The organism is Microbacterium invictum, from assembly GCF_014197265.1.
Taxonomy (GTDB): domain Bacteria; phylum Actinomycetota; class Actinomycetes; order Actinomycetales; family Microbacteriaceae; genus Microbacterium; species Microbacterium invictum.
Genome location: NZ_JACIFH010000001.1, coordinates 1,841,631 through 1,862,804 on the forward strand (window position 1 = coordinate 1,841,631; position 21,174 = coordinate 1,862,804).

15 protein-coding genes are annotated in these 21,174 nt (G+C 70.7%); 5 read left to right on the plus strand and 10 right to left on the minus strand.

The genetic code is table 11. The features are described from left to right. The first annotated feature begins 31 nt into the window (after positions 1-31). Positions 32-1,021: a helix-turn-helix transcriptional regulator gene (locus tag BKA10_RS08785; RefSeq protein ID WP_183499547.1), complete on the plus strand. Its 990-nt coding sequence runs from the start codon at positions 32-34 to the stop codon at positions 1,019-1,021. Positions 1,022-1,085: 64 nt separating this feature from the next. Beyond that, complete coding sequence (locus BKA10_RS08790) at positions 1,086-1,502, plus strand: DUF8738 domain-containing protein (protein ID WP_183499548.1); 417 nt, start codon at positions 1,086-1,088, stop codon at positions 1,500-1,502. 132 nt (positions 1,503-1,634) lie between these two features. Here the strand turns inward: BKA10_RS08790 and BKA10_RS08795 are convergent, their stop codons facing one another. From BKA10_RS08795 to BKA10_RS08810, 4 genes are all read right to left on the minus strand, one after another. Then, positions 1,635-4,745 (minus strand): S8 family peptidase, encoded by a 3,111-nt coding sequence (locus BKA10_RS08795; RefSeq protein WP_183499549.1) that lies wholly within the window; start codon positions 4,743-4,745, stop codon positions 1,635-1,637. A 134-nt stretch (positions 4,746-4,879) separates the two neighbouring features. Beyond that, positions 4,880-5,968 (minus strand): ABC transporter permease, encoded by a 1,089-nt coding sequence (locus tag BKA10_RS08800; RefSeq protein ID WP_183499550.1) that lies wholly within the window; start codon positions 5,966-5,968, stop codon positions 4,880-4,882. Beyond that, positions 5,965-6,897 (minus strand): ABC transporter ATP-binding protein, encoded by a 933-nt coding sequence (locus BKA10_RS08805; RefSeq protein ID WP_183499551.1) that lies wholly within the window; start codon positions 6,895-6,897, stop codon positions 5,965-5,967. The genes BKA10_RS08800 and BKA10_RS08805 overlap by 4 nt, the downstream gene beginning before the upstream one ends. Positions 6,898-6,950: 53 nt before the next feature. Beyond that, positions 6,951-7,958 (minus strand): glycerophosphodiester phosphodiesterase family protein, encoded by a 1,008-nt coding sequence (locus BKA10_RS08810; protein WP_183499552.1) that lies wholly within the window; start codon positions 7,956-7,958, stop codon positions 6,951-6,953. 138 nt (positions 7,959-8,096) lie between these two features. Between BKA10_RS08810 and BKA10_RS08815 the strand changes: the two genes are divergently transcribed. Further along, complete coding sequence (locus tag BKA10_RS08815) at positions 8,097-9,008, plus strand: Bax inhibitor-1/YccA family protein (protein ID WP_183499553.1); 912 nt, start codon at positions 8,097-8,099, stop codon at positions 9,006-9,008. 160 nt (positions 9,009-9,168) lie between these two features. On the opposite strand, the gene BKA10_RS08820 is transcribed toward BKA10_RS08815, so the two are convergent. From BKA10_RS08820 to BKA10_RS08835, 4 genes are read right to left on the minus strand one after another with little or no spacing between them, the layout of a single operon-like run. Further along, the gene (locus BKA10_RS08820) at positions 9,169-10,827 is read right to left on the minus strand and encodes a dipeptide ABC transporter ATP-binding protein (RefSeq protein ID WP_183499554.1); all 1,659 of its coding nucleotides are present in this window, start codon (positions 10,825-10,827) and stop codon (positions 9,169-9,171) included. Then, positions 10,824-11,693: an ABC transporter permease gene (locus tag BKA10_RS08825; protein WP_183499555.1), complete on the minus strand. Its 870-nt coding sequence runs from the start codon at positions 11,691-11,693 to the stop codon at positions 10,824-10,826. The genes BKA10_RS08820 and BKA10_RS08825 overlap by 4 nt, the downstream gene beginning before the upstream one ends. Next, a complete protein-coding gene (locus tag BKA10_RS08830) occupies positions 11,690-12,745 on the minus strand; it encodes an ABC transporter permease subunit (RefSeq protein WP_206686482.1) in 1,056 nt (351 codons plus the stop codon). The genes BKA10_RS08825 and BKA10_RS08830 overlap by 4 nt, the downstream gene beginning before the upstream one ends. A 2-nt stretch (positions 12,746-12,747) precedes the next feature. Next, positions 12,748-14,379 carry an ABC transporter substrate-binding protein gene (locus BKA10_RS08835; protein ID WP_183499556.1) on the minus strand — a complete coding sequence of 544 codons (1,632 nt, stop codon included), beginning with the start codon at positions 14,377-14,379 and terminating at the stop codon, positions 12,748-12,750. Positions 14,380-14,610: 231 nt separating this feature from the next. Here BKA10_RS08835 and BKA10_RS08840 point away from each other — a divergent pair, with 231 nt between their 5' ends. Both BKA10_RS08840 and BKA10_RS08845 read left to right on the plus strand, forming a co-directional pair. Then, on the plus strand, positions 14,611-15,915 hold the full coding sequence (locus tag BKA10_RS08840) for an acyl-CoA dehydrogenase family protein (protein WP_183499557.1): 1,305 nt from the start codon (positions 14,611-14,613) through the stop codon (positions 15,913-15,915). Next, positions 15,915-17,291 (plus strand): NtaA/DmoA family FMN-dependent monooxygenase, encoded by a 1,377-nt coding sequence (locus tag BKA10_RS08845; RefSeq protein ID WP_183499558.1) that lies wholly within the window; start codon positions 15,915-15,917, stop codon positions 17,289-17,291. The genes BKA10_RS08840 and BKA10_RS08845 overlap by 1 nt, the downstream gene beginning before the upstream one ends. Before the next feature lie 110 nt (positions 17,292-17,401). On the opposite strand, the gene BKA10_RS08850 is transcribed toward BKA10_RS08845, so the two are convergent. Further along, positions 17,402-18,364 carry an ornithine cyclodeaminase family protein gene (locus BKA10_RS08850; protein WP_183499559.1) on the minus strand — a complete coding sequence of 321 codons (963 nt, stop codon included), beginning with the start codon at positions 18,362-18,364 and terminating at the stop codon, positions 17,402-17,404. After that, positions 18,361-21,174 carry a beta-L-arabinofuranosidase domain-containing protein gene (locus BKA10_RS08855; protein ID WP_183499560.1) on the minus strand — a complete coding sequence of 938 codons (2,814 nt, stop codon included), beginning with the start codon at positions 21,172-21,174 and terminating at the stop codon, positions 18,361-18,363. The genes BKA10_RS08850 and BKA10_RS08855 overlap by 4 nt, the downstream gene beginning before the upstream one ends.

Sequence of the window (21,174 nt, forward strand, 5' to 3'; positions counted from 1 at the left end):
TTCTGTCCGCGATATCTGCCAATCTTGAACCATGTCCGACACCACCACCCGCGCCCTGTCGCTGCTGAACCTGCTGCAGACGCATCGGCACTGGCCGGGTTCCGAACTGGCCGGGCGGCTCGGCGTCACCGAGCGCACGGTGCGCCGCGACGTCGAGCGGCTGCGCGAACTGGGCTACCGCATCGAATCCTCCCCCGGCGCCACCGGCGGCTACCGGCTCGAGGCCGGCAGTGCCGTGCCGCCCCTGCTGCTCACCGACGAAGAAGCCGTCGCGATGGCCATCGGGCTGCGGGTCGCCGCATCGCAGCGCCTCGTGAGCGGGCCCGAGACCACGCTGACCGCACTGGCGAAGCTCGAGCAGGTGCTGCCCGCGCCGCTGCGGCGCCGGGTCAACGCCCTCGCCGAGACGGTGCAGCCGGTGGGCCTGGGCGCCGGCGCGGCGGTGTCGAGCGAGGTTCTGGGCGAGCTGGCCCTGGCCTGCCGCGACCACGAGCGGGTGCGGTTCACGTACGAGGCGGCATCCGGCGCGGTCACGCGCCGCCGGGTCGAACCGCACGCACTCGCGCCCGCGGATCGCCACTGGTATCTGTTGTGCTGGGACCTCGGGCGCGACGACTGGCGAACCTTCCGCGTCGACCGGCTGAGCGGCGTCGAGCACACCCGCGTGCTGTTCGAGCCGCGCCCGCTGACGGCCGAGGAGATCGAGGAGTTCATCCTCGTCGCCCGTTCGTGGGTGCGTCAGGCTGTCGAGGCGGATGCCGTGATGGCCATGCCCCTGGACCAGATGCGCGACTACTTCGGGCAGTGGGGCCAGGGGTCCAGCGCCGAGGACGAGACCCACACGCGGTGGCAGGTCGGCGGCAGCGATTTCCGCGAGACGATGTACGGGCTCTCGTGGATCCCGGCCGGCGTCGAGTACACGACCGACCTTGCGGAGCCGGCTCGGGGCGAGCTGCGCGAGACGCTCGCGCGGATGCTCCGAGCGCTCGATGCCGCCCCGCCGCCGCACCGGCGCGACTGACACCCGGATTCGCCGGAATCTTGCAGGCGTGCGGCGTACCCTCGAGGCCACCGAGGAGGTTCGCATGCGTCGCGTCGGCACACTGGCATCCACTTTCGCCCTTGCAGCAATCCTGACCGCCTGCGCATCGGGAGGTGCCATGCCCGACTCGCCCAGCCCGAGCCCGACCGACCGGTTCCAGACGACGACGCCGGGGCCGATCTCACCCTCGCTCGCTCCGACCGGGGCGCCCGCCGACGTGCCGGAGGCGCGCTGGGACGCGATCGTCGACGACCTCGCGGCACGCGGCATCACCGGCACCCCCGACGTGGTGTCGGCCGAGAACGTCACGTTCAGCGATGGATCGCTCGGCTGCCCGCAGCCGGGTGTGTCGTACACGCAGGCCCTCGTCGACGGCATGCGGGTGATCGTCGCGGTCGACGACGTGCAGTACGACTACCGGTTCGGCCGGGGCGACGCCCCCAAGCTCTGCGAGAACTGAAGCCGCCGCGCCGATCCGCTGCGCAACGCTGACTGCCGGCGGGCCCGAGTCGTGCCAGGGCCGCCCGAACGCGCCGTCCGAGAACGCCGAGGGGGCGACACCCTCGCGGATGCCGCCCCCTCGGACCCGGTGCTACCTGAGGTTCACCAGCAGCGCCTCATCGGCACCCGACTCGTTGTCGGGGACGACGATCATGCTGCCCAGCGGCTGCTGCGCCGCGGCGGCGTCGACGTCGACGACGACCGACACCTTCGCACTGCCGCGGACCGGAACGGTCGCGAACTGGCCGTTGCTGACCGCCGGCGCAGTCGGGTCGTACGATGCCCAGCCGTCCATCGCATCCTCACCGTCCGTGGTGAGGCTGACCGACTCCACGGTGTAGTCGAACGCCCCCGTCACGCCGATGTCGCCGGCCCACACCGGCAGCAGGATCGTGCTGCTGTCGGTGGGCGCCTGCGCCAGGAACCCGCTCGCGTACGTGGCCCCCGTGGCGATGTTCTGGAGGAACACCTCCGCGGTGCCGTCGACCGATCCCGTGCGCACCACACCGGAGTCGTATGAGAACACGATCCAGTCCGGGGTGCCATCGCCGTTGTTGTCGATGACGACGTCGAACTCGTTGCTCGCCGCGTTCGACCACCGGTCGTGCGTGTTCACCGCGAACACCATGAGGTGGTCGCCGCCGGCCGGGAACGACTGCACACCGGCGGCGCGCAGGTCGTAGCCGGTCTTGGCGAACGCGCGCGGGGTGTCCTTCTTGTCGCTCAGACCCCACGTGTACACGTCGGCACTCGCGTCGAGCGCGCCCTTCGTGTTGCGCAGCGCGATCTCCGCCGTGACCTCGCCCTTGTCCCGCTTGGAGACGAGCCGCTTGGTCTGGGTGGTGACGTCGCTGTTCGAGCGCGGCACGAGCAGGTACGGCACCCGCAGCGTGGACTGCTCGGACGTGAGCACGACGTTGCCCGAGATATCGGAGAACGAGAACTGATCATCGCCCGACAGCGAGCCCGGCACGTCCTTCGCCGAGGCGGCGAGGGTCACGATGACCTTGGCCGTCTTGCCCGGACGCACTGTGACCGACTTCGGCGCAACCCGCACCGATGCCTGCACCGACTCTTCGGTCGCCGTGGTCGAGACGCCGAACTTGACCGTCTCGTCGCCGTCGTTGCGGATGGTGACCGTCTTGATGCCCCCGAAACCGAGCCACGACTCCTCGAAGCCGAAGCTCAGCCCCGCCTCGCGCGCCCAGCCGCTCTCGGTGCGGAACGCGTCACCGGTCGCGGTGACCTGCGTCGCCACCGCCTGCGCGGTGTCGACCAGGCCCACGCCGCCGCGGGTGTTGCTCTGGCCCGCGACCTTCTCGGGGTCGGCGGTCGAGACGATCGCCGCGCCCACCTGCGGAGCGGTCCAGTCGGGGTGCGACTCGACGACGAGCGCGGCGACACCTGCTACATGCGGTGCGGCCATCGACGTGCCCGACATGATCGCCGCGCCGTTGCCGGTGCCGACGCCCGCCGAAGCGATCGCGACGCCGGGAGCAGCCACGTTCGGGCTGATCGCACTGTCACCGCTGCGCGGACCCGACGAGCTGAAGCTCGCGTAGCCGCGGAAGCCGGGGTTGGAGATCTCGGCTCCGACGACCGTCGCGGTCGCCCCCGTCGTGAACGCGGCACCGTCCGAGGCGCGCACGCCCAGGAACGGGATCGTCACGGTGTACGGCGTGCCGTCGTCGGGGTTCGAGGTGATCTCGCCCTCGTACGGCGGCAGCGTGTTGTCGGAGTTGACCATGAGCACCGCGGCTGCCCCGGCCTGCTGGCCGAAGATCGCCTTTGCCACCCGCGCGCACGTGCCGCGCTGAACGACGGCGAGCTGTCCGCCGCCTTCGGTGACCCCCGCCTGGGTGTAGTCGGATGCCGCGCATCCGAGTGCTTCGTTGGCCGGCGTCGCCGGGTCGTCGGTCACGACGACGACCTCGAGGTCGCCGACGGCCGACAGGTCGGCGCCGTTGGCGTTGATCGCCTCGACAGCCGTGCCGTCGACGGTGACGATCGCACCGGGGAACGACTCGGTGCTGTCCACGGCCGACACCGCGATGACGCCTTCACCGGCACCGGGCGCGCCGGTGAGGTACGGGTTGGGACCCGAGTTGCCGGCCGAGGCCACCACGACCACGCCCGCGCCGACGGCGTTCGATGCCGCCACGGCACTGGGGTCGTCGGCACGGCCGAAGGACGAGCCGAGCGACATGTTGATGACGTCCATGCCGTTGTCGACGGCCCAGTCGATCGCCTGCACCGTCAGGTCCGTCGAGCCGTCGCAGCCGAACACGCGGACCGCGTACAGGTCCACCTGCGGCGCGACGCCCGGGCCGACCATGAAGTCGTTGTCCGAGGTCGTCTGGTCGTACGGTCCCGCGTAGGTCGAGCCGTCGGCGAGCACGCCGCTGCCGCCGGTGGTTCCGGCCACGTGCGAGCCGTGTCCATGGCAGTCCAGCGGGTTGGCGTCGGGCTGCGGGATCAGCGCGTCGCCCGAGCCGCTGGCGTCGTAGTCGTCGCCGGCCAGGTCGATGCCGCCCTTGACGCGCGGCGCGCCGGGTCCGAACAGCGCCGGGTCCGCGGGCTGGTCAGAGGTGGCCGCGGCTGCCTCGAATGCGTCGACCGTGCCCGGGCCGCCGAAGGTGGCGTGGGTGTAGTCGATGCCGGTGTCGATGATGGCGACCTTGATGTTCTGACCGGTGTAGCCGGTGCTCTCCCACACCTCTGGCACACCCAGGAACGGCACCGAGACCGCGTTGTCGAGCTCCTGCACGGTGACCGGGTGCACGGCCACGACGCCGGGCAGCGCCTCGATCGCGTCGACGTTGTCGACGGGCACCGACGCTTGGATGCCGTTGTAGGCCGACTGCATCTGGGCGTGGATCTTGCCGCCCTTGCCGTTGATCGACCCGCGGATCGAGTCCTGCGCCTTCTTCAGCTTGCTCTTGACGGCCGAGCGCTCGCTCTTCGAGAGGTCGCTGCCCTTCTCCGCCTCGACGACGGCGACGGGGTCGCCCTCCATCTCGATCACGACCGTGACGCGACCATCGGCGCCGACGGACGGCGTGAAGCTGCTGTCGATCTGCCCGGCCGAGCCGGACTCGAGGAATCTCGATGACGGATCGTCACCGGGTGCCGCGGCAAAAGCCGCGGATGTGGGCAGGGTGAGCGCGAGGGCTCCGACCACTGCCAAGATGCGTCGTTGCATGGGACCGCCTTCCGGATGTGGGGGCACGCCTTCACGAAAAGGTGAGTGAAGGCTGATAGGAGGCTATGCAGACACTGACAGCCACCGGAAGGAGCACCTTGTCAGAATGAGAGGAATCTCATCTTGCACATGTGTCAAGCGATGCGCGTTCCGGGCGGCAACGTGCGCGCCGGGGTGCGCGTGCGCAACCACGCCCACCACAGCAGCACGACCGCGAGCAGCACCTGCACACCGAGTCCGACGAACCAGCTGGGCACCGAGTTCGCGACGATCTCCTCGCCCGTCGGCACCTCGTCCTGCTGGTCCTCCCACGGCGCGCACTCGTCCCACGAGGTCTCCAGCTGAGGCGGCTGCTGGGCGCCGCGCACGCCGACCTTGATCCAGCCGAACACGTCGACGGGGTCACCGTGCTCGTCGAACTGGGTCGGGGTGGCGTCGGCGAGGATCACGAACGGGTTCGTGGCCAGCAGCCACCACACCCGATCGAAGCGCGGCACGTTGTAGGTGTCGACCTGCCACTCGCCGCAGACCATCTGCTCGGGGTTGCTGCCGCACGACTCGACGCCCTCGACGCACTGGGGCTCGCCGGTGACGGGGTCGTACACGGCCGAGCGGTACGAGTTCGTCGCCTCGGAGGAGACGCTGGCGCCCACCAGCCCGAAGCCGATGAGACTGCCGATCGCGAAGGCGGCCACGATCAGGTAGGTGGTCGCGACGGAGAAGAGAGGACGGGCCAGGATGCCGCTGATCGCCACACCGATGGCCGCGATGATCCCCGTCTCGACGACGAGCACCACCGAGGACACCAGCACGACGATCGGGTCCACGCCGCCGGCGAAGGTGGCGATGATCAGGAACGGCACCGTGACGGCGGCGAAGGCCAGCCCGGTGAGCCACGCGGCCACGAACTTGCCGAGCAGGATCTCGCCGGTCGTCGCGAGGGTGACCTGGACGGGGGCGAGAGTGGCGGCATCCCGATCGCCGTTGATGCTGTTGCCGCTGAGGGTCGGAGCGACCAGCAGGACGAGCAGCAGGGTGATGTTGACGACGACCGAGTACACGCCGGCCCCGGCCCGGTCGACGAAGCCGTAGGCGAGGAATGCGAGCAGCGTGATCCCGACCAGCAGCAGGGCGAACACGCCGAGCAGGACATACCAGGAGACCGTCCGCACGCGCTGCAGCAGCTCGAGCCGGGCGATGGTCCACAGCCGCGAGAAGCTCATCGCTGTCCTCCTTCGAGGTCGAGGAAGGTCTGTTCGAGTGCGCCGGTCGCGGCCGCGAACTCGGCGATCGGCAGCCCCGCGCCCACGAGGGCGGTCAGTCCCGCGGCGGCTTCGCCATCCGAGGCGAAGCTCACCAGCAGATCACGCCGGTCGATCCGGATGCCGGTGACGTCGCGCCCGAGGGCCTGCGCGACCGGCAGCGCGCCCGCCTGCGGATCGCGGTCCGCCAGGCGCACGCGCCACATCCGCTCGCGGGTCGCCGCGGCGGCGATGCGCTCGGAACTCACGGTCTCGCCGGCGATGAGGAACACGGCGTCGTCGACGACCTCCTCGAGCTCGGACAGGATGTGGCTCGAGATGAGGATCGTGCGGCCGTCGGCGGCGAGGCGACGCAGCAGCACGCGCAGGTCGACGCGGGCCTGCGGGTCCAGGCCCGAGGCAGGCTCGTCGAGCAGCAGTATCTGCGGGTCGTGCACGAGCGCGCGGGCGAGGCCGAGCCGCTGCTTCTGGCCGCGCGAGAGGACGCGGGCCGGGGCGTCGGCCAGATCGGCGAGCCCGACGGTGTCGAGCAGCTCGGCGGCGCGGCGTGCGGCGACGTCGCGGTCGAGGTCGTACAGACGCCCGGTGGTGACGATCGTCTCGCGGGCAGTGAGAGAGGGCCAGGCGCCCAGCGCGTCCGGCATCCATCCCAGGATGGCGCGGGCCGACGCCGGGTCCGCGATCGGGTCGATGCCGCCGAGTCGCACCGCTCCGGCATCCGGGGCCAGCAGCGACCCGAGGATCAGCAGGAGGGTCGTCTTGCCCGAGCCGTTCGGCCCGACGAGGCCCGTGACGGCGCCGGCGCGCGCGTCGAGCGAGACGTCGCGGACGGCATGGACATTTCCGAAGGAGCGGCGCACCCCGCGCGCGCTGATACCGGCGTCTGTCATGCGCTCACCCTAGGGCCTTTCTATGACTTGGCTGAGAACGATTCGGCAACTTCTCAGCGGAAGATGCCGACGCCCAAGTCGGGGTGATCGACGAAGACGCCGTCGACCCCGGCATCCACGATCAGCTGCCATTCGGACTCGTAGCACCCGAACGCCGCCTTGTCGCGTCCACGCCGGAACTGGCCGATGAGGAAGGCATTCTCGGGGCGGCACGTCCAGGTGAACACCCGCATTCCGCGTGCGTGCGCGTCGGCGACGACCGGGGCGGGGCCGGTGGCGCGTCCGCGCCGGTCGGGGGCGAGGATGATGCGCTTGTCGAGGCTGATGCCGTCGACCCGGCCGGCCAGCGCGTCGAGCCCCTCCGGCTGCAGCAGCGAGCGGTACGTGGGCGCGTGCCGGCCGTGCGCGGCGACGAGGTCGAAGGGACGGCCCGACGACTCGCAGAGGAAGATGTACGTTCCCCGGATGCCGTGGTCGCGCACCTCGTCGAGGATCGTGCCCTCGAAGGACTCGACGATCAGCGGCAGCCGTCCGTCGGCCCATCCCGCCGCGTGCAGCTCGGCGGCGATGAGTCCGGCGAGGTCGAACCCGAGGCCGGCCATGTAGGTGGCGTGCTTGATCTCGAGGACCACGCCGATCTCGCGGCCCTGATCCAGCGATGCCCGGGAGACGAGGTCGAGCACGTCGCGCAGCCGCAGCACCGGCTGGGTGTCGTCGAAGCTCGCGCTGCCGGCCCGCAGCTGGGGCAGCCGCTCCCGGCAGCGAAGGGTGGCCAGCTCGTCCCAGGTGAAGTCCTCGGCGAACCAGCCGGTCAGCGCGGTGCCGTCGATGGTCTTCGTGGTGCGGCGTCCGGCGAACTCGGCGCGGGTGGCCACGTCGGTGGTCGAGCCGATCTCGTTCTCGTGACGGACGACGAGCACGCCGTCTCTGCTGACCACGATGTCGGGCTCCACGGCATCCACCCCCAGCTCGAGGGCGAGGTCGTACGACGACCGGGTGTGCTCGGGGCGGTAGCCGGGGGCGCCGCGGTGTCCGATGACGAGCGGTGTGCGGCGCGGCATCCGTCCAGGCTACCCGGCCCGGCGACGCGGAGTTCCGGGCGGTTTTTCAGCCGCCCAGTGCCCTGCGCAGGCATGCGTCGGATAGCCTGGAGGCCCGCAGCAACTCGCTGCGAGCCGACTTTGGAGTAAGTAGAGACCATGGCCTCCAGCAACTTCGCATTCAACAACCCCGCGTTCCAAGAGCAGCGCCCGGGCCTGACCCCGCCCGCAGCGACGCAGGCCGGCGCCACGCAGACCTCCGCAGCCTCGCACGCGACGGTCGACGCCGCCGCCAACGCGCAGCTGGAGGGCATGTACGCCGCCCCGCCGGCCGGCTCCATCGACACCGGTCGCATGACCGTCGAGGACACCGTCGTCAAGACGCTCGGCCTGTTCGCGATCCTCCTGGTGACCGCCGTCGTCGGCTGGATGTGGACGATGTCGCCGGTGACCGCCGCGAACCCCGAGCCCACGATCATGCCGTGGATCATCGGCGCGCTCGGCGGGTTCGTGATGGCGATGGTCGTCATCTTCAGCTCACGCAAGAAGATCCGCCCCGCGTTGATCTTCGCCTACGCGGCCTTCGAGGGACTGTTCGTCGGCGGCATCTCGGCCTACTTCGAGATGATCTGGCCCGGCATCGTGCTGCAGGCCACGCTCGCCACCCTGTCGGTCGTGGGTGTCACGCTGGCGTTGTTCGCGAGCGGCAAGATCCGCGCGTCGAAGAAGGCCACCAAGATCTTCCTGATCGCGATGGTCGGCTACCTCGTGTTCTCGCTGATCAACGTCGTCATGATGATGTTCGGCGCCTTCCCGGCCGGCAGTGCGGGCCCCTTCGGCATGCTGAGCCAGCCGGTCTTCGGCATCCCGCTCGGCCTCATCATCGGCGTCCTGGTGGTCATCATGGCCGCGTACTCGCTCGTGCTCGACTTCGACTCGATCCAGCAGGGCGTCCGCAACGGTGCGCCCCGCCAGTTCGGCTGGTTGGGCGGATTCGGCATCATGGTCACCGTCGTGTGGCTGTACGTCGAGATCCTCCGCATGATCGCGATCCTGCGCGGCAGCAACTGAGTCTGCTGTTTCTCGAGGGCCGTCCGGTGAACCCGGGCGGCCTTCGCCGTGTGTGGGGTTGACCACGCGGCATCCCCAGGTCCGCAGAATGCGACCAAGTTCGCACCCGGATCCCGGTATCGATGCGAACTTGGCGCGAGTCTGCGCACGTGCGCGCGTTCTACGCGGCCGCGTCCTCCTCCGCGACGGCCACGCGGCCCGGGATCGCGTCGATCAGGCGCCGCGTGTAGGCCTCGCGCGGGCGGGCGAACAGCTCGCGGGTCGGGGCGTGCTCCACGAGGCGGCCGTGCTCGAGCACCGAGACCTCCTCGGCGATCTGGCGCACCAAACTCAGGTCGTGCGAGATGAACAGGTAGGTCAACCCGTCCCGGTCGCGCAGCTCCATGAGCAGGTCGATGATCTGCGCCTGCACGGTGACGTCGAGGGCCGAGGTCGGCTCGTCGAGCACGAAGATCTCGGGGCTCAGCGCGAGCGCCCGGGCGATCGCGACCCGCTGCCGCTGTCCGCCCGAGAGCTCCGCGGGGCGCCGGTCGAGCAGCTCGTGCGACAGGGCGACGCGGTCCAGCGCCTCGTCGACCTTGCGCTTGCGGTCGGCCGCGCCGGCGCCGGTGGCCAGGCCGATCGGCTCTTCGATCAGTCGCCGCACCGGCAGCCGCGGGTCCAGCGCCGACAGCGGGTTCTGGTACACGAGCTGCAGCTGTCGCGCGTGCGGGTTCGATGAAGGCGGGTCGGGCGCGAGCGCGCGCTCGCCCACCTTCACCGCTCCGGCGTCGAACGACTCCAGCCCGGCCACGATGCGCGCGATGGTCGACTTGCCCGAGCCGGACTCGCCCACCAGCGCGTGGATGCTCCCCCGCCGCACGGCCAGATCCACGCCGGCGACGGCAGGTGCCGGCGTCCCCGCGAACCGCTTGACGAGTCCCGAGACGGACACGGCAAGGGGGTGGGATGCCGCGACCGCGCGCAGCCGGTCCGCGTAGCGGTCGGGACTGAGCGCGGGGGCGTTGGTGAACAGCACGCGCGTGTAGTCGTCGGCGGGGTCGTCCAGCACCAGCGCGGTCGGGCCGTGGTCGACGAGGCGCCCGTTGTGCAGCACGGCGATCCGTTCGGCGCGGTCGCGGGCCAGCGCGAGGTCGTGCGTGATGAACAGGACGGAGAGCCCGAGGTCGACGCGCAGGTCGTCGATCAGGTCGAGGATCGTGCGCTGCACGGTGACGTCGAGCGCCGAGGTGGGCTCGTCGGCGATCAGCAACCGCGGCGTGCCGGCGATCGCGATGGCGATGAGCACGCGCTGCAGCTGACCGCCCGACAGCTCGTGCGGGTACCGGCCCAGCTTGTGCACGGCATCGGCGATGCCCACTCGCTGCAGCAGGTCGACGGCACCGGCGGTGCGCTCGGCGCGCGGCACGCCGCGGCGCCGCAGCTCGCCGCGCAGGCGCGAGCCGATCGTCTGGAGCGGGTCGAGCGAGCTGAGTGGATCCTGCGGGATGAACCCGATGTCGCGCCCGCGCAGACGGCGCCACTCGCGGTCGCCGAAGCCGGTGACATCCCTGCCCTCGAACTCGATCGACCCGCCGGCCACCGCGCCGTTCACCGGCAGCAGTCCGGCGGCGGCGAGCGCGATGCTCGACTTGCCCGAGCCCGACTGACCGACCAGAGCGACGGTCTCGCCGCGCGGCACGGTGAAGGTCACGTCGTCCACCACGGTCCGCGTGTCGTGGTCGCGGCGGTACGAGACCGACAGGCCGCGGACGGCCAGGGTCGGGGCGGGGTCGTCGATGCGCGCGAGGTCGTGCGCGGCAGGTGCGGTGAGTGTCATGCGTCGGCTCCGTTCGGTACGTGCGAGAGGAGGCGGCTCACGCGGCTGATCGACAGCACGGTGAGGATGATCACGAGACCCGGCAGCAGGGTCAGCGTGGGGTTGGACGAGATGTACTCGCGACCCTCGGCCACCAGCAGACCCCACTCGGGCTGGGGCGGCGGGGCGCCGTAGCCGAGGAAGCTCAGCGCGGCGATCCACAGGATCGAGGCGCCGAACTGCAGCGTGGTCATCGACAGCACCGGCCCGTATGAGTTCGGCAGCACGTGGTGCCACAGCACTCCGACCGGCCGCACGCCGAGGTGACGTGCGGACTCCACGAATGTGAGCGCGCGTACGCGCAGCACCTCCGAGCGCATGAGCCGGGCGAACATCGCCACCGACGCGATGCCGACCGCGATCGCCGCATTGACCGAGCCGAACCCGAGCGCGACGACGATGACCATCGACAGCAGCAGGCCGGGAATCGACAGCAGCACGTCGACGATGCGGCTGATGACGGTGTCGGCGGTCCGCCCGAAGTAGGCCGCGATGAGCCCGAGGAGCGATCCGACGCCCAGCCCGATGACGACCGCGATGAAGGATGCCAGGAGCGTGCGCCCCGTGCCGTGGACGACCCGGGTGTAGAGGTCGCGCCCCAGGTAGTCGGTGCCGAACAGGTGGGTGAGGCTCGGCGACTGCAGGGTCTGGCCGGGAGCGACCTCGAGCGGGTCGTACGGCGACAGCAGCCCCGGCGCCGCCACGGCCACGGCGAGCACCAGCAGGAAGGCGAGCGCGGCGATGTCGAAGGCGGCCAGGCGCCGTGTGTTCCGGGGTCGGCGCGCGGCGACAGCGGCGACCGGCGCATCGGCGGTGAGCTGACTCATGAATGGGCTCCTTCGCGGGTGGATGCCGGCGGCTCGGCGGTCACGCCGGCGCCCACAGCCACGCGGATCGCGGTGCTGTCGTCCTCGCCCGCGCCCGCCGGCCCGGTGGCGCGTGCGGCGCGCCGCGCGGCCAGTCGCGGGTCGATGAGCGGGTAGACGAGGTCGGTGATCAGGTTCACCGTGGTGAACACGATCGAGACGAACATGACGACGGCGAGGACGACCGGGCCGTCCTGCGCCCGCACGGACTGCTCGGTGAGGAACCCGAGGCCGGTGCGCGAGAAGATCGTCTCGGCGATCACCGACCCGGCCAGCAGTTCGCCGACCGTCAGGCCCAGCAGCGTGATGGCGGGGATCGCACCGTTCTTCAGGACGTGCCGCCCGATGATCCATCCCGGTGCGGTGCCCGACGCGCGCAGCACCGTGACGAACGGCTCCTTCGAGGCCCGGGTGAGGCCCTGGATCAGCACCTGCGCGATCGGCGCGCTCACCCCGATCGCCAGCGTCGCCGCCGGCAGCAGGAGCGACTTAAAGCCCTCGTCGCGGATCGACGAGAACCACCCGAGCTGGTAGGCGAACACCTGCAGCAGGATCAGGCCGATCAGGAAGCCCGGGGTCGCCAGCGCCAGCACCGGCAGGGCGCGGACCGCGCCGCGCAGCCGCGGCCACGGCGCGAACACCGCCACGAGCGCGATGAGCAGAGCCAGCGCGACCGAGAACACGAGCGCGAGCGTGGCCAGTGCGAGCGTCTCGCCGATGCCCTGCGCCATGAGATCGTTGACGCTGCGCCCGTCCTTCAGCGAGTAGCCGAGGTCGCCGGTCAGCACGCGCTGCACCGAGATCCAGAACTGCTCCAGCGGCGGCTTGTCGAGGTTGTAGTAGTTGATGATCACCCGCGCCTGGTCTTCGGGGATCGGGTTCTGCGGGTTGTTGATGCGGCTCTCGATCGGGTCGCCCGGCAGGAGGAACAGCACCGCGTAGACGAACACGTAGGTGAGGGCGACGACCAGCAGCGACTGGCCCAGGCGCCGCACGATCACGGACGGCGACACGGCTACTTCTTCTCGGTCCAGGTGTCGTAGAACCACGGCCGCGCCTCGTAGGTGGTGCCGAAGTCGTGGATGTGCGGCTGGATGCCGAACACCTGCGTGTCGTCGATGATCGGCAGTCCGTAGGCCTGGTCGATCACGTGGCGCTGGATCTCGCCGACGATCTCGGCGCGCTCCTGGTCGCTGGTCGCGACCGCCTGCGCCGCGTACAGTCCGTCGAGCGTCTCGTCGGCCTGCGCGAAGCCGTACAGGTTCGACTGCGTCGAGTTGTAGTTGACGTTCTGGCGCACCCAGGCGTCGGCCTCCGGCCAGCCGTTGCGGCGCACCGCGACGTCAGGGTTCGCGAGGATCGTGGAGTAGTTCGCGTAGTCGGTCTCTTTGATCTCGAGCTCGATGCCGAGCTTCTTCAACTGCCACTGCACGAGCTGGAACAGGGGCTTCGCGGTGCTGTCGAACACGTCGACGTAGGTCAGCAGGTGCAGGCGCTCGCCGTCCTTGGTGCGGTAGCCATCGGCATCCACCTCGGTCCATCCGGCTTCGTCGAGAAGGCGGTTCGACTCGTCGGGGTCGTAGACCAGCTCGGCGGAGAGGTCGACGTAGCCGAAGGTCGTCGGGGTGACCGTGCTCGTGGCGACCTGCCAGTTCTCGGTGTAGAGGTCGTCGATGATCTGCTGCCGGTCGATGCCGTGCTGCAGCGCGCGTCGCACGTTGATGTCGTCGACGAACGGCGCCGACTGGCGCACATCCCAGATGTTCACGTTGCCCGCGCCCTGGATACCGACGACGGTGATGCCGGCCGCTTCGAGCCCCGCCTCTTCACTGGGCTGGATGTAGCGGATGAGGTCGGACTCGCCCGACTTGAGCGACCCGAGCCGGACGCTGTCCTCGGTGACGGGGATGACGACGATCTCGTCGAGGTACGCCTCGCCCTGGTGCTCGAGGCTCGGCGGCGCCCAGTCGTAGCCGGAGCGCTTGGCGAACACGATCTCCTCGCCGTACTTCTCGGATTCGACGACGAACGGCCCCGAGCCGATGATGCCGGTGATCTGCGACTGGGCTTCGAGGGTCGCGTCGATCGTGGCGTCGGCGACCAGCGACGTGCGCCAGAACGACAGCACGTTGAGGAACGGCGCGTACGGGGCGGTGAGGGTCACGGTGACCGTCTGAGCGGCCTCGTCCGAGGTGACCGAGGCGACCTCGGGGAACCAGTTGTCGGCCGGGATGCCCTTCTCCTCATCGCCGTATGCCTGCCACTCGAGGTTGCGCTGCACGCTCGCGGCGTCGAGCGGGGTGCCGTCGCTGTAGGTGACGCCGTCGACGATCTCGAATGTGTAGACCAGGCCGTCGTCCGAGACGGTCCAGTCCGAGGCGATGTAGGGCAGCAGTTCGCCGGTGGCCGGATCGCGGTAGATCAGCCGGTCGGTGATGTTGGTGATGTACCCGCTGTCCTGCCAGGTGCCGCTCGACTGCAGCTGGGTGTTGCTCGACAACTCGGCGTCGAGGTACACAAGGCTGCCGCCGGCCTTGTCGGTGCTCTGCGTGCCGGTGGCGGTGGGCGCGGCGCAGCCGACCATGAGGGCTCCGGATGCCAGTGCGCCGACGGCGGCGATGATGAGGCGACGGGGGCGAATGCTCATGCGGTGCTCCTGCGAGGGTTCGGGTGGATCTTGTGGGGCGGCGAGAGTGCCGCCGGATGAGGGATGCCGCCGTGGACCAGCCCCGGCGACGTGCTCATGCAAGCAGTCGCGTGCGTTCGTGTTTCGCGGCGTCGTCACATCGGGCAACCCGATGTCACATGGCGACATGCGAGGTTGCCGGGCGTAACGCTGCACGCGAGTGAGCAATGCGCGGCCGTACAGTCGCTCGATATGACCTCCCCCTCACTCGTCGCGCCTCGCATCGCGACCCTCGAAGAGTTCGACCGCGAGCTCGACACCCTGCTGATCGGAGTCACCGCGCGCGCCGCCGATCAGGAGCGCTCGGGCACGCTGCTGCGTGACGATGTCGCCGCGCTGCAGGCACTCGGGTTCGGCGCGCTCCGGCTGCCGGTCGAGTCGGGCGGGCTCGGTCTGAGCTTCGAGCAGTACGTGGAGCGGCTCATCCGGGTCGCGGCCGCAGACTCGAGCCTGGCTCACATCTACCGCGGGCACATCGCCTTCGTCGAGGGGCTGCTGGCCGAATACGACCCCGATCCGGTGAACAACCGCACGTGGACCCGTCGCATCGCCCGCGGCGACCTCATCGGCAACGCCCAGTCCGAGCGCAACGCGACCGCGGACCTCACGACCGTGCTCGAGCGCGACGGGGACCGGCTCACGCTCACCGGCCGCAAGTACTACACGACCGGCAGCATCTACGCGGACTGGATTCAACTGAGCGCCCTGGACGGCGAGCAGTGGGTGGGCGTCACGGTCTCGACCTCCGAGCCGGGGGTCGTCTCGTACGACGACTGGGACGGGTTCGGCCAGTTGCTCACCGGCACCGGCACGACGACGTTCGACCGGGTGCCCGTCGACCCCTCGGACGTCGTGGCAGCACGCGAGAACCCGGAGCGCGGCGATCACATCGCCGCCGTGTTCCAACTCGTGCTGCTGGCCGTCGTAGCCGGCATCGGCCGCGCCGCGCTGCGCGACACGATCGAGTTCGTGCGGCCGCGGCGCCGCATCTTCGGCTTCGCCGGTGAGACGCTGCCGCGCGAGGACACCCTGGTGCAGGAGACCGTCGGGAGTGTCTCGAGCGCCGCCGACGCCGCGGTGCGTCTGGTGTTGTCGGGCGCGCGCGACATCGAGGGTGCCGTGCGGCGCCGGAGCGGCGGCGGGGCGGATGCGCTCGGCGACGTCCTGCTCGATGTCTTCCGGCTGCAGCAGGTCGTGGCCCCGATCGTGCTCGACGCGATCACCGAGCTGTTCGAGGTCGGCGGCGCCTCGGCCGTCAGCCGCACCATCGCCCTCGACCGCCATTGGCGCAACGCCCGCACCGTGCACTCCCACAACCCCGCGGCGCAGCGGCGTCGCGCGATCGGCGACTTCGAGCTCAACGGTCAACGGCCCGTGTGGCGCGGTGCCGCGGCGTCGGCTGCCCAGGCGACCGACGCCGCCGGCACTCCGGCATCCATCACCGACGACGCCGGCACTCCGGCATCCACCCTCACCCAGCCCGAGGAGAACCGCTGATGGCCGAGAAGAAGCGTCTCATCCTGAACCTGTTCGAGATGAACACGGTCAGCCACATCACGCACGGGCTGTGGCGACTGCCCGACAACAACCGCGAGCGGTTCAACGACATCGACTACTGGATCGAGCTCGCACAGATCCTCGAGGGCGGCGGTTTCGACGGGATCTTCCTGGCCGACGTGGTCGGCGCGTACGACGTGTTCCGCGGCGGGCCCGAGACCGCACTGCGGGAGGGGATGCAGATTCCGAGCAACGACCCGCTGCTGGTCGTGCCGGCGATGGCCGCGGTCACCAAGCGGCTCGGCTTCGGCGTCACGTTCTCGACGACGTACGAGCCGCCGTTCGCGTTCGCGCGGCGGATGTCGACGCTCGACCACCTCACCAAGGGCCGGATCGGCTGGAACATCGTCACGTCGTACCTGCCGAACGCGGCGCAGAACTTCGGCCTCGACCAGGAGGTTCCGCACGACCAGCGCTACGAGATCGCCGACGAGTACCTGCACGTGCTGTACAAGCTGTGGGAGGGCTCATGGGATGACGACGCGGTCCTGCGCGATCGCGACGGCGGCCTGTACACCGACCCGTCGAAGGTGCGGTACATCGACCACGTCGGCGAGCACTTCCGGGTGAAGGGCCCCCACCTGGCGGAGCCCTCGCTGCAGCGGACGCCGGTGCTGTTCCAGGCGACCGGGTCGCCGGCGGGCATCGCCTTCGCCGGCCGGCATGCCGAGATCGTGTTCACGGGTGGCCGGTCCGTCGAAGACTTCCAGCGCAACGCGCAGGCGATGCGGTCGGCGGCTGTGGGTCAGGATCGGGATGCCGGTGACATCAAGTTCATCGTGCAGGCCGGGGTCGTCGTCGGTCGCACCGAAGCGGAGGCCGCCGACAAGCTGCGGACCTATCGGGCGCATCAGAGCCTCGACGGCATCTTGGCGCATTCGAGCCTGCCGGTGGATCTGACCGCGTATCCGCGTGAGACGCCGCTGTCGGAGATACCGGCTGCTTCGGGCCGTTTCCCCCTGCCCGGTGCGACGGTGGGCGAGGCGCTGGACAAGATCATCGAGGGGCGCGAGGATCGCTTCTTCGTCGCCGGAACGCCGAAGGTCGTCGCGGACGAGATCGAGCTGTGGCTCGACGAGGCGGGCATCGACGGCATCAACCTGCGGCAGTACCACTCGTTCGACACCGCCCGCGACTTCGCCGAGCTGGTCGTGCCCGAACTGCGTCGCCGCGGCCGGCTGCGCGAGGACGAGGCTCCGACGACGCTGCGCGAGAGGCTGTTCGGCCGCGGCGACCGGCTGCCCGCGTCGCACACCGGCGCCCGCTACCGCGGCGGCGCGAACCTGGGCGTGCCGGAGCTCGCGCTCACGGTCTGAGGTCGACCGCGCGACGGTCCCCACGTGCGCAGAATCGCGCCAAGTTCGCACCGGATCGGCCGTTCGCGTGCGAACTTGGCGCGATTCTGCGCAGTTGGGGCAGGGCCGGGTCAGTCGGCGAGCAGGCGGGCGAGGACCAGGTCTTCCCACGCCATGCCGACCGCGCTGTACAGGGCAGGGTGGCCGGCGCGGCGGATCACCCGGCCGGCGACGAGGTCGACGAGGTTCGCGGGAGGGTGCGACTCCCAGTACTCGCGCGGCTGCGCGCTGAGCAGGTTGCCCGACTCGCGCAGCGCCGACGCGCGCGCTTCGACCACGATGTCGGCACGGTCCACGAGCGCGGCATCCACTTCGCGCGCGTCGAGGCCGTGCGACCCGATGGCAGCGACGACGGCATCCCGGCGCACGAGCGTCCCGTCGAGCACCGGCGCCGCGGACGACGTCGCGCAGATGATCACGTCCGCCGCCGCCACGGCCGCAGCGGTCGAGATGACCTCGGTCGCGGGCGCGACAGCGGCGGCGGCGTCGATGACGACACCCGCGTTCAGCCCTGCAGCCGCGAGCCGCGCGACCAGCGGCGCGGCGCGTTCGGGCGAACGCCCGGCGATGAGCACGCGGCCGATCTCGCGATGCGCGGCGATCCAGTGGACGTGCGCCTCGGCCTGCGGACCCGAGCCGAGCACCAGCAGCGTCGGGATGGGCCGATCGCCCCACAGGCGCGTGACCGCGAGGGTCGTGACGGCCGGCGTCCGCGCGAGCGTGAGGGCGGTGCCGTCGATGATGGCGGTCGGCGCGAGCGTCTGCGCGTCGAACAGCAGGTAGTGCCCCTGGATCTTGGGGTGCCCCGCGGCGGGGTTGTCGGGGGCGATGGTCAGTACCTTGATGCCCACCGCGCCAGGCACTTCGGCGGGCATCAGCAGGAACTCGCCGCGCGCCAGCCCGCTGAACAGACGCGGGGAGTCGGCTTCGACGTCGAGCCCGCCGGCCAGTGCCGCGGCGAGCGCGTCGACCGTGGCTGTGGGAGTGAGCCGCTCGCTGACGGTGGCGGCATCCAGATACGGAATGGAACTCATGCGTGGGTCCTCCTCGGCAGCACGATCCGCTGACGCGCTTCTTCGTTGCCGGCGCGGTCGGTGGCGGCGAACTCGATGACCTGCTCGGTGTCGGTGAGCGCGCGGACGAACGCCTCTTGGAAGGTGCCCCAGAACGTGCCCGGTCCCTCCCATTGGATCCGCTCGACGCCCGACACGTCGTCGGAGGCGTCGAGCGTGATCTCGACGCTTGCGCCGAGCGATTTCACGCGCGCGCGAGAGACCGGCGGTGCGGTGTCGACGCTGAATTCGCGGCTCGTCGATCCGACGGCACCGTGGGCGTCGATGACGCGGGCATCGATGGTGTGGATGCCGTCGTCCAGCACGACCGGGCCCGCTCCGTCGTTCCACGCGCCGCCGTCGAGCCGCCAGCTGCACTGCAGCTCGGCGCCGTCACCGAGGTCGACGGGCTGGACATGGACGCGCGGCGACGACAGGTACCAGCCGGAGGGCGCGGCCGTGATGTCGGCGACGATCTCGACGGCGGGTGCCACGGGCGTCTCGTCGTCGGGCACGGTCCACGTGAGGGTGCCGTCCGCGGCGGTGGACCACGCGGCCCGCTCGCCCGTGGTGACCGTGACGGTTCGCGCATTCGCGGTGTCAGGCGATGCCCCGGGGACGATGCGGGCGAGGGACTCCCCCGCCGCGACCAGGACGTTCTCGAGCTCGTCGCGCGACAGCAGGCCTTCGGCACGGACGGCGAGTGCGACCTCGAGCACGCGGTCGAGCAAGGCGTCGCCATCGCGGAAAGCGCCGTCGGCCCACAGAGCACTGAGGAAGGTCGAGCCATCCGGCCGGCGGCGGTTCGGCACACCGGTCAGAACGCCGGCGAACGCGATGACCTCATCATCGGCGCGGAGGTACATGTGGTAGCGGGAGTCGGCGCCCGACCAGCACGGTTCGAACTCGAGACCGCCGAGCGAGATCACGCCCGCTCCGAGATCTGCGGCGCGGGCTTCGCGGGCCGGAGCGTCGCCGGTCAGCGGCCCCGCGGCCGGAGCGTCGCCTCTCAGCGGCCCCGCGGCCAGCGCCTCGCCGGTCAACGAGCCGTCGATGCGACGCGCCCCCCACAGCGGCGCACCGATCGCGGTCGTCGCCTCGGAGCGGGCCAGCAGCAGCGTCGGGCCGAGGAACAGCGCCTGCAGACCGGGGTCGTCGATCGTCCGCTCGGCGCGCAGCGGGAGGGGCAGGGTGAAGCGCACCTCGTCACCGTCGGCCCACACGCGGTCCAGCGTCACGAACGAAGCGGGGATGCCCGTCGCTGCCTTTTCGCCGTTCACGAAGACGTCCACGGTTCCGAGAACCCACCCGGGAATCCGCACGTGGATCGCGCGCGCGAGGGTCGCCGCCGGTCCGTCCGGAGGAGCACCCGCCGCACCCCGCGCGAACCGCACGCGGACGTCGCCGCCCACCGGGTAGGCCGAGTCGACCGTCACCTCGAGTCCCGCCCACACTGCCGAAGCTGCGAACAGCTGCGTGATCCACAGCTCGCCGTCGCCCTCGGCGAAGACGGCCTCCTGGTAGGACACGTGGTTCTCGAGGCCGGTCCCGCCGCAGCAGGTGCCGACGTTGTCGTACTCGCGCAGCGCGCCCGGGTGGACCGGGAACATGTAGGTGACCTCAGGGCTCACGTCCGAGCGCACCGCGCGCCGCGACCCGAGGATGTGGTTGACCAGCGCCCGCTCGATGTAGTCCTGGTAACGCGCATCGCGCGTGTGCTGGAACAGCCGGCGTGCGATCTTCACCAGGTTGTAGGTGGCGCAGGTCTCGGCGTTGCGGTGGCCGATGTCGCCCGCGACCGTGGCGGGCGGCCCCCACAGCTCGCTCTCGCCGGTGCCGCCGTGCGCGTACATGCGGCCGGGCACGAGCTGGCCCCAGAGGCCCGTCACGGCATCCAGGTACCGCGGCGTGCCGGTGATCTCGTACTGGCGCAGGTACCCGAGCAGCTGCGGCAGGTGCTGGTTCGCGTGCATGTCGGTCAGGATGTCGGTGCGCGCGGCACCGGCATCCATCAGCGCATCCTGATCGAACATCGCGGCGGTGTCGAGGAAGACCGGCTCGGCGGCGACGACGCTCAGCCGCGCCATGGTCTCGTTCATGCCGCCGAACTCGCCGGCGATGTACAGCGACCACATCCGCTGACGCCGGCCCGCGTCGAGCCGCACGAGCCGGCTGTGCACCCAGTGCCCCATGCGCGTGACGACCTCGAGCGCCTGCGCGCTGCCGGCGAGCTCATACGCGTCGAGCAGCCCGGCCATGATCTTGTGACACGTGTAATACGGCGCCCAGATCTCGCCGTACGGCGCGTAGTGCTCGAGCCGCGAGAACTGCCATTCGCCGTACGCGGCGAGGAACCCGGGGTGCGAGTAGCGGCCCGTCGCGGCGAGAGCGTCCTGCACCTCGGCGAGGCCGGCGACCAGCTCGTCGACCTTCGCGCGCAGCGCGGGTTCGTGAGTGGATGCCGCGGCCATCGCGAGCATGGACAGGAAGTGCCCGGCGTAGTGGCCGCGCAGCAGGTTGGCGGTCTGGGCGTGCTCGCGACCGGGGTAGTCGGTCTCGCTCCAGGGCTGCTCCTGCGGGTGGCCGAAGTCCTCCCACGTGCCCGGCGGCTGCGCCCCGCGGGTGTCGAGTCCGGCGTTGCGGCGGAACACGGCCAGCACCCGGTCGACGGGGTACACCCGCGCGAGGTGCAGCATCTCGTCCCGCGCACGCGCGAAGACTCCGCCGTGCGCAAGACGGACGGTGCCGGTCGGGAGCGGGTTCACGGCGGGTGCGGCGGCGACGATCGGCAT